The sequence below is a fragment of the Acinetobacter sp. 129952 genome, from assembly GCF_056642055.1.
Genome location: NZ_JBWVSU010000002.1, coordinates 299,767 through 312,085, shown reverse-complemented (window position 1 = coordinate 312,085; position 12,319 = coordinate 299,767). Strand labels below are relative to the sequence as shown.

At 44.9% G+C, this 12,319-nt stretch carries 10 protein-coding genes and 1 pseudogene; 8 read left to right on the top strand and 3 right to left on the bottom strand.

Annotated features, from left to right (window positions below):
* The first annotated feature begins 62 nt into the window (after positions 1–62).
* The 6 genes from pilG to AC1IR0_RS03930 all read left to right on the top strand — a co-directional run bounded on the left by pilG (position 63) and on the right by AC1IR0_RS03930 (position 8,582).
* Positions 63–446 (top strand): twitching motility response regulator PilG, encoded by a 384-nt coding sequence (gene pilG / locus AC1IR0_RS03955; protein ID WP_004280711.1) that lies wholly within the window; start codon positions 63–65, stop codon positions 444–446.
* Between the two features lie 25 nt (positions 447–471).
* A complete protein-coding gene (locus AC1IR0_RS03950; protein WP_004280710.1) occupies positions 472–840 on the top strand; it encodes a response regulator in 369 nt (122 codons plus the stop codon).
* Positions 841–845: 5 nt separating this feature from the next.
* Positions 846–1,382 (top strand): chemotaxis protein CheW, encoded by a 537-nt coding sequence (locus AC1IR0_RS03945; protein ID WP_409666194.1) that lies wholly within the window; start codon positions 846–848, stop codon positions 1,380–1,382.
* Between the two features lie 46 nt (positions 1,383–1,428).
* On the top strand, positions 1,429–3,501 hold the full coding sequence (locus AC1IR0_RS03940; protein ID WP_005106253.1) for a methyl-accepting chemotaxis protein: 2,073 nt from the start codon (positions 1,429–1,431) through the stop codon (positions 3,499–3,501).
* 167 nt (positions 3,502–3,668) lie between these two features.
* A complete protein-coding gene (locus AC1IR0_RS03935) occupies positions 3,669–8,120 on the top strand; it encodes a hybrid sensor histidine kinase/response regulator (RefSeq protein ID WP_409666196.1) in 4,452 nt (1,483 codons plus the stop codon).
* A gap of 3 nt (positions 8,121–8,123) precedes the next feature.
* Entirely contained in the window at positions 8,124–8,582 is a 459-nt protein-coding gene (locus AC1IR0_RS03930; protein ID WP_004645839.1) for a hypothetical protein, read from the top strand.
* Between the two features lie 65 nt (positions 8,583–8,647).
* On the opposite strand, the gene dapE is transcribed toward AC1IR0_RS03930, so the two are convergent.
* From dapE to AC1IR0_RS03915, 3 genes are all read right to left on the bottom strand, one after another.
* Positions 8,648–9,784: a succinyl-diaminopimelate desuccinylase gene (dapE, locus tag AC1IR0_RS03925; protein WP_409666198.1), complete on the bottom strand. Its 1,137-nt coding sequence runs from the start codon at positions 9,782–9,784 to the stop codon at positions 8,648–8,650.
* Between the two features lie 121 nt (positions 9,785–9,905).
* On the bottom strand, positions 9,906–10,058 hold the full coding sequence (locus tag AC1IR0_RS03920) for an entericidin A/B family lipoprotein (RefSeq protein WP_004280704.1): 153 nt from the start codon (positions 10,056–10,058) through the stop codon (positions 9,906–9,908).
* A gap of 112 nt (positions 10,059–10,170) precedes the next feature.
* Entirely contained in the window at positions 10,171–11,046 is an 876-nt protein-coding gene (locus AC1IR0_RS03915; RefSeq protein WP_409666200.1) for a DUF1853 family protein, read from the bottom strand.
* Between the two features lie 87 nt (positions 11,047–11,133).
* Here AC1IR0_RS03915 and AC1IR0_RS03910 point away from each other — a divergent pair.
* Both AC1IR0_RS03910 and elsL read left to right on the top strand, forming a co-directional pair.
* A pseudogene (locus tag AC1IR0_RS03910) lies at positions 11,134–11,487 on the top strand (YbaN family protein); the annotation flags it as partial.
* A gap of 125 nt (positions 11,488–11,612) precedes the next feature.
* Positions 11,613–12,146 (top strand): cell wall-recycling L,D-carboxypeptidase ElsL, encoded by a 534-nt coding sequence (elsL, locus tag AC1IR0_RS03905; protein ID WP_004731981.1) that lies wholly within the window; start codon positions 11,613–11,615, stop codon positions 12,144–12,146.
* The last annotated feature ends 173 nt before the right edge of the window (positions 12,147–12,319 follow it).

Here is a 12,319-nt window from a genome sequence, read left to right as displayed (position 1 = left end):
GTAATAAAATAATCCTATGAGCCTTATGGCATATAGTTTCTAAAATGGGAAGGGTTAAACAAATGGACGATAAATTCCAAAATCTAAAAATTATGGTTATTGATGACTCAAAGACCATTCGTCGTACTGCGGAAACTCTTCTTCAACGCGAAGGTTATGAGGTCATTACTGCAGTAGACGGTTTTGAGGCTTTGTCAAAAATTGCCGAAGCAAATCCAGATATCGTTTTTGTAGATATTATGATGCCGCGCCTAGATGGTTACCAAACCTGCGCCTTAATCAAAAACTCTCAGAATTACCAGAATATTCCTGTGATTATGCTATCAAGTAAAGATGGCTTATTTGATCAGGCCAAAGGTCGTGTCGTGGGTTCAGATGAATACCTGACCAAACCTTTTAGTAAAGATGAATTGCTCAATGCAATCCGTAACCATATTAGTGCTTAATATTTGATTTTTTTGGGGAATTGGCATGGCACGTATCCTAATTGTGGATGACTCACCGACAGAAACTTTTCGCTTTAGAGAGATTCTTTCTAAACATGGCTTTGAGGTGATTGAAGCAGCCAATGGCGCAGATGGCGTCACCATGGCACAGGCAGAATTGCCGGACCTAGTTCTGATGGATGTGGTTATGCCGGGTGTGAATGGTTTTCAGGCAACCCGTCAGATTGCACGTGGTGCAACGACCAAACATATTCCAATCGTGATTGTCAGTACCAAGGATCAGGCCACTGACCGTGTATGGGGCAAGCGTCAAGGCGCAGCGGATTATCTAACAAAACCAGTCGATGAAAAACAATTAATAGATGTAATTAAGCAGCACCTCAATGCAGGATAAGCTCTATGGCAGCAAATGGATTTATCGAATTGCTTCGCATTGCGAAACGGGGGAATAAAAACTACGTTTCCAATGGCAATGAAGTTAACCGATGGTCGGGCATTGCTTTTGAGATGATGGGGCAATATTTTGTTGCCCCGCTGGGGGAGGTATCAGAAGTGATTTATCCCCCAGAATATACGCCGGTACCCAAGACGCAAGCATGGGTGTTGGGTCTGGCGAATATCCGGGGAAGACTGTTATCGGTTTCTGATCTGACGCAGTACTTATCAGGGCAAAGCAGTCAATTTTCACCGACTCAAAAAGTATTATGCATCAACCATAATGACCAGTATGTGGGTTTGGTCGTAGATCAAGTTTTGGGTATACAACATTTCAATAAGAAAAGTTTCTTTTCGAAGAAATCTGAATTGGATAAAAACTTACAAGAATATTGTCAGGGGTTTTTCCATCAGCACAACCAGCAGTGGCATGTGTTTTTATTCAGTCGTCTGTTGCAAAATCCAAAATTTATGAACGCATCTATAAAATTTATAAATTAAATGTCGCGCTCGAAACTAAGCAAGGCGTCAACCGGGGAGAGGCTGCATGGGCTTTAAACTTAAAAAGAAAAATACAGGTGAGAGCACTGGCCGCAAAGGCGGTAATGCTTTTTTAGCTAAGATTCAAACGCAAGTAGATCAGTTATCACGTGTCTTCGGTGATAGTGAGAAATCAAAACCGCTGATTTATGGAGCAGCAGGCTGTCTTTTAGCCGCACTGATCACTTTATTGTATCTTTTTTATAGTGTTCCACGTACCAATGAACTCACTCAAAGTCTGGGTGATTTGCGTCTCCTCTCGCAAACGATTTCGCGCCAAGCGACTGAAGCGACAGCTTCGGGTACGCCTGAGGCCATGAAGAACCTGACTGATTCGCAAAAAGCTTTTGCTGAAAACCTTGAGACAGTTAAAAGTATTCACTCTAACAATGATGCTTTGCAAGCTGTTGATAAACAGTGGACAGAAGTATCCAGCAGTATTGATCTGATTACCTCGCAACAAAAGATTATTAACCAGTTATACGACACCAACATCGCGATTGGTGAAGCGATTCCGGGGATTCAGGCGGAATATAACTTGATGGTCGACCAGATGGCACGTCAAGATATGCCATCGAACCAGGTGGTTATTGCCAAAAACCAGGTATTCATTGCAGAACGTATCTTACGTTCAATCAGTTTGGTACTGACAGGTAATGATGGTTCACGTGAATCTGCGGATGACTTCAGTGCCGATACCGAAACTTTTGGTTCTTATCTGAATGCACAGTTAAATGGTTCTGCTGAACTGGGTGTACAGCGTATTGCTGATCCAACCCTGCGTGAATCTCTGGAAGGCATCAAGGCTGAATATGATGACGTACTGGAATCTGCATCAGCGATTATTCTGAAAAACTCTACACAGATCGTAAAAGTTCGTCAGGCCGCTGCATCTATTTTTTCTCAATCTGATGTGCTTTTAGACAACCTGAATAAATTATCGGGTAACTCTGGTCTTAAAACGGTTGTTCCGGCAGTTCTGTTGATCGCATTATTAGTCGGTTTCTTGTTGTGTGTATTCAAGTTACTTTCTCTGCGTGGCTTGTCGGATAAACAGCGTGTAGGCCGTTTACAAGAAGAATATGACCGTAACCAGAATGCGATTTTACGTTTACTGGATGAGATCGCCGATCTTGCAGATGGTGACTTGCGTTCATATGCAACCGTATCTGAAGACTTTACCGGTGCGATTGCCGACTCGATTAACTTTGCGATCGACCAGTTACGTGATCTGGTATCGCGTATTACTGAAACTTCTCAAGAAGTTGCGCAATATACTGCAACTACACAAAGCATTACCAACCAGTTAGCTGAAGCATCTGAACATCAGGCACAAGAAATTGCCGGTGCTTCTGCAGCGATTAACGAAATGGCATTGTCGATTGACCAGGTATCTGCCAACGCCGATGAATCAGCAGTGGTAGCAGAGCGTTCAGTACAAATTGCTGCAAACGGTGCAGATGTTGTACATCGCTCAATTGAGGGTATGGACACGATTCGTGAACAGATTCAGGAAACTTCAAAACGTATTAAACGTTTGGGTGAATCTTCTCAGGAAATTGGTAACATCGTAGCCTTGATTAACGATATTGCCGACCAGACGAACATTCTGGCATTAAACGCAGCGATTCAGGCGTCGATGGCCGGTGAAGCAGGTCGTGGTTTCGCGGTCGTAGCCGATGAAGTACAGCGTCTTGCGGAACGTTCAGCTTCTGCAACTAAGCAGATTGAAGGCCTGGTAAAAACCATTCAAACGGATACCAACGAAGCCGTTATTTCGATGGAACAAACTACATCGGAAGTTGTACGTGGTGCGAACTTGTCTAAAGATGCCGGTGTAGCACTAGATGAGATTCAAACAGTATCGAACAACCTTGCGAAACTGATTGCGAACATTTCTGATGCTGCGAAACTGCAGTCAGCATCTGCAGGTCATATTGCGACCACGATGAATGTCGTACAGGAAATTACCTCACAAACCACCAGTGCAACCTTCGATACAGCACGTTCAGTATCTGAACTGGCAAACATGGCCGATGCATTACGTGAATCTGTATCTGACTTTAAACTACCAGAATAAAGTCAGACATGATGGGGAAATGTGTCTTGACCGCGGTTGAGACACATTCAGAAAATACAGATAAAGCCTCGACAAGATGTACTTAACTTCATACGTTAGGTATCGCGTGACGGTCACAATTAAGTTTGAGCGCCCTTCTTGGCGGCATAACGTAAGAAGCATGAGCTATGAAAGAAATATTAAAAAATTTAGTTGAAACGACAACGCTTCCTGAAGATAGTTATCTTGACCAAGATGCAGAAATTCTTGAAATTTTTGTTGAGGAAATCGAAGAGATCTTCGTTGAGTTAAATGCTTTATTTCCAGAATGGTTGACTAATCCAGATCATCAAGAAAATCTGAAGACCATTCGCCGCCATTTTCACACCCTGAAAGGTTCAGGCCGCATGGTCGGGGCAAAATCGGCAGGGGAAATGGCCTGGGCGGTTGAAGATACCTTAAACCGGGTTTTGTCCGGTTCGATTCAGCTAACACCGACGGTGCAAAAATTTGCCCAAGCGGTACTGAATGTCTATCAATATGCTTTATATCCAAAATTCAAACATGTACAGCAATTGGATCTCGACCTGCGTCCAATGGTGCTGTTGGGACAACAATTACAACAACAAATTTCGCCTGAGCCTGCATTGGAAGAATTACTGGCATTGGCAGTTCATTTGACTGCTGAAGGTCAGATGACAGGACTTGAGCTTGCAGACAATGAGCCAAGTGAAGCTGAGCTAACAGTAGCGCCAGTAGAAGTACCGGTTCGCAGTGATATCGAAGAAACTGTGGCGATCTTTATTGAAGAAGCAGAAGAGCATCTGGAAACGATTGCCACCTTCCTTCGCACTGAAGATGAAAAATCACAAGATTATAATGCGCTAATTCGTGCGATTCATACCTTGCGCGGCAGTTCATCCATGGCGCAGATTGACCAGATTTTTGAGGCCAGCTCTAAAGTAGAGCATCTGTTCAAAACCCTGCTGCAAGATGAAATTGTCTCAACCTCAAAAGAAACTGCTTTACTGATTCAGTATGCCGAGTTTGTCAGTGACTATCTGCATTTGCTACGTCAGGGCAACACTGCAAAACTGGATGCGGTATATGCCACCTTTGAGCGTGTCTGGAATGATTATGGCTTTGCAGTTACTGAAACCAATAGTATTCAGACGCAAGGCTTGGTGTCCAAACTGGTTGAGCTGGATATTGATCTGTTATTGGATGCCGAGTTTGAATTTGATAAACGCGCCCAAGTCGATTATCCGGAATATATTCAGGCACTCAGCCAGCAGGCTGCGGAATTGCTGGCACATACAGAAAGCCGGGCAGCGCAGGGAATTCATGAATTCACTGCCGATCTGAAATCGGCTTATGATGCGCTGCTTGAAAAGCCAGTGCTGCTAAACAGCGATTATGCTTATGAACTGTTCGCACAGGCGCATCAGGAATTTATTCATTTATTTGATACCTTGGCCGCAGGACAGCGCGTCATTCTGAATGATGAAATTCAAAAAATACTCAGTGAACTGTCTGCATTTGTGCAGCAGGATCTGGAAATATTTGCTGAAGATAATACCAATCAGAATGTTGAGCTAAGCTCAGAGGCCACACAGGTGGCTGAAACTGTCGCGACTGGCAGTGTCGATTTTGCTGGCTTGAGCCAACGCATCGCTGCGGATCGTCAGCAGCAGCAAAGTGCTGAAACCAACCGTGATTTTGATGAAGAATTACTAAGTATCTTCCTGGAAGAAGCGGATGAATTGCTGGCAGGCATTGATGAAGATCTAAATACCTGGAGCAAAAAACAGGACGATACAACCTCGCTGAATAATCTGATGCGTCATTTGCATACCTTAAAAGGTGGTGCAAACATGATCGCAGCATCGCATATCGGTTTGATTGCGCATGAACTGGAAAGTATTTATGAGCGGGTGATCCGTCAGCAAATTGCCGTGACACCTGCTTTAATCCAGATTATTCGTCTGGTTCAGGACAACATTTCCGATCGTATTCAATCTATTCGGGAAGACGGTATTGATTATCCTGCACCAGAAGCGATTGCGATTCTGCAAAATATTCAGGCATTGGTTTCTGGACAAGCTGTTGCTGCTGTGGAGAGCGCGAACACTGGAGTTAAAGTTACAGAGGTCGAAGCGACATCAATTCCTGAACCGCAACTTGAAGAGTCAGCAACGACTGAACAGCCTGCAACTGATCTGGCTGAAGCTGAAGAATTACTGGAAATCTTGGAATCTCCTGAGGCCACTGAAGACACACCAGTAGAACGCTCTGAAGAAGACGAACTGAAATCGATTGTTGAAGAATCTTTCCTTGAAGAATCCGAAGAGATTCTGGCGAATGCCGAGAAGCTCCTCAATCAATGGTTTGATCAGCGTAGTGACCGTAGTTTATTGCTGCAATTACAGCGTGCTGCCCACAGTATCAAGGGTGGTGCACGTATGATTGATGTTGAAGAAGTGGCCAGTATCGCCTATGAGCTGGAAACAACTTTCGAACAGTTTGCGGTCTATCAATTTAACTCGAATGCCTATGATGGCTTATTGCAGAAAACGCTGGTCTGGTTAAGACAGGCGATTTTCCAGCGTGACTATAACGGTTTTGAGCAGCTGCACAGCAGTCTGAAAAAGATTGCTTATGTGGACGTTACTGCGCAATTGCCTGAGCGTCTGGCGAAAACAGATAATCTGGTAGTCAGCACCGACTTCGGCTTTGTTGAAGGTGATGGTACTGAACCGCCACAGATGATGGGTGAATGGGCGAATAGTGGTAGCAGCGATAGCAATAACGAGATGATCCGTATCTCTGCTGATCTGGTCGAGAAGATGATTGACCTGTCCGGTGAGAACTCGATTAACCGTTCGCGTATCGAGATGGACTTGGGCCAGCTGGGCAATACCTTGAACGAGATGGAACTGGCGATCAAGCGTCTTGCCGATCAGTTACGTCGAATGGAAGGCGAGCTGGAATCACAGATTATTGCCAAACATGGTTCAGAGAACTCGCGCTATGCTGACTTTGACCCGCTGGAAATGGACCAATATTCCTCTCTAAACCAGCTGTCCAAATCACTGGCAGAATCGGCCTCGGATTTAGTCGACTTCAAGAGTACGCTGGCCGACAAGATTCGCGAAACCGAAGGACTGTTATTGCAACAATCCCGTATTCAGGCGGAAATTCAGGAAAGCCTGATGCGTACCCGTCTGGTTCCATTTGACCGGATGTTGCCGCGTTTACAGCGTATCGTGCGTCAAACCTCGACCACCTTGAACCGTCCAGCAGAACTGATCGTACAGAATACCGAAGGTGAACTGGATCGTAACATTCTCGAGCGTCTGGTCACTCCATTTGAGCATATGCTGCGTAACGCGATTGACCATGGTCTGGAAGATACTGCAGATCGTATCGCACTGAACAAGCCGGAAGTGGGTTCGATTGTCTTGAACATCAGCCGCCAGGGAACCGATGTGATCGTGTCCTTTAGTGATGATGGTAAGGGGATCAATGCGGAGAAGATTCGCGAAAAAGCGCTGAGTCTGGATCTGATCAAGGCGGATCAAGCCATCGATCAGGAAGAAATCCTGCAATTTATCTTCCATCCTGGTTTCAGTACCGCGAAAGCAGTGACCCAGATTTCTGGTCGTGGTGTCGGTCTGGACGTGGTGCAAAGTGAAATCAAATCACTGGGCGGTCATGTGTCAGTGAGCTCGGAACTGGGCACGGGAACCATCTTTACGATTCGCGTACCGACTACAGTAGCGGTCAGCGATGCCTTGATGGTGAAAGTGGGCGATCAGCAATATGCGATTTCACTGGCACAGATTGACCGGATCGTGCGTATTGCGCCGACCACATTGGAAAGCTATTTCAACAGTAAAGATGACTATTTCAAGATCGATGGCGAAAATTATAAATTGCGCTATCTGTCTGAGTTTGTTGGCAACCAGCCGATTCCACGTCTGAATAATGTTGGGCATTCATTACCGGTGCTGTTGATCAAAGGCAATAGTGGTCAAACCATTGCCTTGCTGGTCGATCAGCTGGTCGGTTCACGAGCGCAAATTGTGGTGAAACCGATTGGACAGCAGTTTGCCAATGTCGGAGTGGTGGCCGGTGCTACGATTCTAGGTGATGGTCAGGTCTGTCTGATTCTCGATGGACAGAATGTTGCCCGCCAGATTCAGGCGACACAGCGTATCAAACAACTGAATGATCAGCGTGATGGTTCGCGTAATTCCAATGCACGTCGTCTGGTGATGATTGTCGATGACTCGGTGACTGTACGTAAAGTGACGTCGCGTCTGCTGGAACGTCAAGGCTATGATATTGTCACTGCCAAAGATGGTGTGGATGCGATCGAGCAGCTTGAAAACGTCAGACCGGATCTGATGTTGCTGGATATCGAAATGCCACGTATGGACGGTTTCGAAGTGACCAATCTGGTTCGTCACCATGATATTCACCGTGACTTGCCGATTATCATGATTACCTCACGTACCGGTGAGAAGCATCGTGAACGTGCATTCAGCTTGGGCGTAACGCACTATATGGGTAAACCGTTCCAGGAAGCGGAGCTGCTGGCCAATATCCAGCAACTGATTGCTGAAAAACAGGGGTAATATATGAGTCAGACCAATTCGAACAGCAAAATGGCTGATCAGATTAGCCAGCAGGAACTTCAGCATCTGATTACGGTATCGACCGGATTTATTGATGCCTATATTATTGACTGTCATGGCAAAGATCCGATGCTATTGCCACAAAATATTGTCCTTTCAGCACTGGATAGCAATACGCAGGTTAAGACAGTGGAGTGGCATGAAGCACAATTGCCAGTTTATGCAGTGAATGATCCTTTACGTCAAAATGGAGTGGCACTGGTGATTGAGGGTGATGAAATCACTCAGCGCTTTGCCTTGATGTGCAATGAAATGCCGAAAACCATCCGGATTCGTATTTCCGAAGTGGTCGATGTCGATCAGCCCGTGAATGATCCTGCCATCTTTCAATATGTGCGTATGAACGAACAGCTTTTCCATATTCCGAATATGACGAATATTCAGGCTTCAATCGGACTGTAATCCAAACTATAAAATATAAAAAAGGAACTCCATGGAGTTCCTTTTTTATTGCGTTATGAATTTACTTAATTGGCGAGTAAATTCACTAGAATCTGTTCATAAATTTCAGCCAGTGGCTCTAGGTCGGCAATATCGACATGTTCATTAATCTGATGAATCGTGGCATTTAATACACCAAGTTCCAGTACCTGTGCACCGGTAGGCGCAATGAAGCGACCATCTGAGGTGCCACCCGAAGTCGAGAGTTCAGTTTCAGTCCCTGTCACATTCAGAATGGCATCTTTGGCTGCATTTACCAGTTCACCAACTGGCGTCAGGAAAGGCAAGCCCGATAAAGTCCAGGAAACATCATAGTCCACACCATGACGATCCAGAATTTCCAGTGTACGTGCTTTGAGTTCTTCGGCGGTCACTTCAGTTGAATAACGCCAGTTGCACAATAGGTTCATGGTGCCGGGAACAACATTGGTTGCGCCTGTACCCGAATTGATATTGGAAATCTGGAAGGTCGTCGCCGGGAAATATTCGTTGCCATGATCCCAGACTGTGTCGCACAGTTCAGCAATGGCTTTAGAAGCGGTATGAATCGGATTCACGGCCAGATGCGGATAAGCCACATGACCCTGTTTGCCTTTGACTGTAAGGTTTGCATTTAATGAACCACGACGGCCATTTTTGACAATATCGCCCAGTTTATTAGTACTTGACGGTTCACCGACCAGACACCAGGTAATTTTCTCATTACGCGCTTCCAGTGTTTCAATCACTTTCACCGTGCCGTTAATCGATGGACCTTCTTCATCTGAAGTAATCAGGTAGGCAATCGAACCTTTGTGATTCGGATATTTTTCAACAAAACGTTCTGTTGCAACTACCATGGCTGCCAAAGCCGTCTTCATGTCGGCACTGCCACGACCATAAAGTTTGCCTTCACGGATTTCTGGTAAAAAAGGATCTGAGTTCCAGGCATCCAGATTCCCTGTTGGCACGACATCGGTATGGCCAGCGAAACAGAAGACCGGACCTTCTGTGCCTTTGCGTGCCCAGATATTATCTACATCTTCAAAGCGCATGGATTCAATATTGAAACCAATCTTCTTTAAACGTTCAGCCATGATGTTCTGGCAGTCATGATCAATCGGTGTGACAGAAGGCTGACGTAATAGTTGCAGGCTTAAATCGAGGGTAGCGGAAGAGCTCATACGGTATTCAACAGTCGATAATTTTTTCGGTTCTATAATAGGCGAATATAGGCTTGAATGTGAACGACTGATATAAAAAAACCCTATCTGGGATAGGGTTCTGTGAGCGTTTAGGAAAAAACTAGTTTTGACGGATTTCGTCAGAAGTTTTTTCAGCAGTATTGGTTACCGCATCGCCAGCCTTAGACACATCTTTGCCCATGCCTTTTACAGTGTTACAGCCAGTCAATACAAAAGCCATCATTAATGAAGCAGCAAGAATTTTTTTCATCATCATCTCCGTATAATCAATAATAAAATTATTATGATGTGGGACTTAGAGTAGAAAATATACGCGCTAAAAAATATGTGGTTTTCATAGTGCTTCGGTTAATAAATGTAATGCATTATAGGGGTTTATGCGATGGATGCTGGATCAGCACCGGATTGCGATACATATAAAAGTCATTGCTATCGACCATCTTATAGAGGCCATCTGTCCACCAGATCGCAGCTGAACTGCTCGGCCGGGCTTGCGGATAAATCCATTCATGCCGTTGCAGACGATAGAAACCGTGCTGTGCAGCAGGAATATGCTGTCCCCATACGCCCAGACGACGCTCGGTATTGATCCATGAGGGAATTGGCTGATCGGCATGATGTGTAGGCAAATATAGCTGTCCCTTGAGGACGCAAAACCGTCTTTGAATGGGATGCTGCAAAGCCTCATCAAACTGGAATTGTTTTTGTGTGAAATATTTCATTTTTCTGATTAAAGTATCGGTGCGGTTTAGGCCATACCAATGCGGCAGGCTAAAATCTGCTTCGGCCAGATAATATTTCAATGCCACTTCCCAATGTTCAATCTGTCCTGTATCAGTATTTAATAACAGAAAATCTAGCTCCCCCAGGGTTTTGGCGCCTTCAATCTTTTGCAGACTATGGCCAAGCAGCCGATAGGGATGGTAAGCATCATCGAGCAACCAGAACCAGACCAGCATTTCAAAACGCAGCCCCAAACGTGTGCTTTTTAGTTGCTGTACAAATTCGATTAATTCTTTTGGATGCTGATCAAGAAATTCCAAGCGTGGATGATAATGGTTAAGATGTCGCTGCCAGGTCTGGCTGTCATGCAACTCAAAACGATGTATGAGCTCAAGTTCATCTGGAACATGGGACAGGATATTCGGACTGCCAACAGCAAATGCTAGCTGCCGCACCAGAGGATGTTGATAACGTTGCCATGCTTCTACAAGATTTTGGTTTAAATTGGAAAAGGGCATAGGACAACCTGTGAAAAGTGCAGAAATACAACGGACAGTATCGGAAAACGCTTTATACTACCTGAATTCTGCGGCTAGGGTTGATGTATGAAAGTGTTGTTTTGGCGAAGTCTGGTGGTGCTGTTTGTGATCCTGGGCTTTATCGGTGCAATCCTGCCGGGTATGCCAACAACGGTCTTTTTGATTCTGGCCGCCTGGGCCTCATCCAAAGGCTGGCCACAAATGGATGAGTGGTTATTGAATCATCCCAAATATGGTCCGACCTTAAGAGATTGGCGTGCCCACGGTACTGTACCGCGTAAGGCCAAATGGCTGGCCAGTATCATGATGCTGATCAGCGGGATCATCATGCTGTTTACTACTGCACCCTTGGCCGTAAAAGCCTTTACCAATATTACGATGCTGATCGTCGCGATCTGGTTATGGCGACGCCCTGAACCAAATCAGATCATTATTCAGCAAAATACAGTTGACCCAGAAAAGACAGATCTACCAACAGCGCCATCTGAAGATAATCAGTTAAACCCTATAAAGCCAAATAAAATAGAGTCTGAGAATAACAAGTCATGAATACCTTGCATCTGGATCAAGCCGATATCCTGATTGATCTTGCCCAACAAAAACTGTATCTGCCCCGTCTAAACAAGCAATATCTGATTTCCAGTGGCAAAAATGGCATTGGTGAAACTGAAAATAGTGGCAAGACTCCTCGTGGCTGGCACAAGATTGCTGAAAAGTTTGGTCAGAATGCTCCCTTAAATAGTGTATTTGTCGCACGTCAGGCGACGGGTGAAATTTATAATCCCCAATTGGCGGCAGAATTCCCGCAGCGGGACTGGATCCTGACGCGCATTTTATGGCTGAGTGGCCTTGAAGCGGGTTTTAATCAAGGCGAGGGCTGCGATACCTATCAGCGTTATATCTATATTCATGGCACCCCAGAAACCGAAAAGATGGGAGAGCCGCTGTCGCACGGCTGTATCCGTATGCGTAATCCGGAGGTCGCTGAATTATTTGACCTGATCAGTGAAGATGCACTGGTCTATATTTCAGAACAGGCATTAGATCTGGGCAGGCTGAATGTTTCGAAAAGCGAATAAAAGTTAGATTTTAAGATTATGTGAAAATGGTTTTGTTTTTATGGACTGAATCTGCTTGGTGGAGACAGCAGAAAAGATTGATTAATCTGATCCAGATGGTATTTTTATCGCATGGAATGGGTTAAATGATTATTTGAAGTTTAGATTTACTGGCATTTTCTGAATAAAAATAA

What these genes read in the sequence shown, in the direction of transcription:
- pilG (WP_004280711.1), top strand. Translation starts at nt 63, where the DNA reads ATGGACGATAAATTCCAAAATCTAAAAATTATGGTTATTGATGACTCA.
- AC1IR0_RS03950 (WP_004280710.1), top strand. Translation starts at nt 472, where the DNA reads ATGGCACGTATCCTAATTGTGGATGACTCACCGACAGAAACTTTTCGC.
- AC1IR0_RS03945 (WP_409666194.1), top strand. Translation starts at nt 846, where the DNA reads ATGGCAGCAAATGGATTTATCGAATTGCTTCGCATTGCGAAACGGGGG.
- AC1IR0_RS03940 (WP_005106253.1), top strand. Translation starts at nt 1,429, where the DNA reads ATGGGCTTTAAACTTAAAAAGAAAAATACAGGTGAGAGCACTGGCCGC.
- AC1IR0_RS03935 (WP_409666196.1), top strand. Translation starts at nt 3,669, where the DNA reads ATGAAAGAAATATTAAAAAATTTAGTTGAAACGACAACGCTTCCTGAA.
- AC1IR0_RS03930 (WP_004645839.1), top strand. Translation starts at nt 8,124, where the DNA reads ATGAGTCAGACCAATTCGAACAGCAAAATGGCTGATCAGATTAGCCAG.
- dapE (WP_409666198.1), bottom strand. Translation starts at nt 9,784, where the DNA reads ATGAGCTCTTCCGCTACCCTCGATTTAAGCCTGCAACTATTACGTCAG.
- AC1IR0_RS03920 (WP_004280704.1), bottom strand. Translation starts at nt 10,058, where the DNA reads ATGATGAAAAAAATTCTTGCTGCTTCATTAATGATGGCTTTTGTATTG.
- AC1IR0_RS03915 (WP_409666200.1), bottom strand. Translation starts at nt 11,046, where the DNA reads ATGCCCTTTTCCAATTTAAACCAAAATCTTGTAGAAGCATGGCAACGT.
- elsL (WP_004731981.1), top strand. Translation starts at nt 11,613, where the DNA reads ATGAATACCTTGCATCTGGATCAAGCCGATATCCTGATTGATCTTGCC.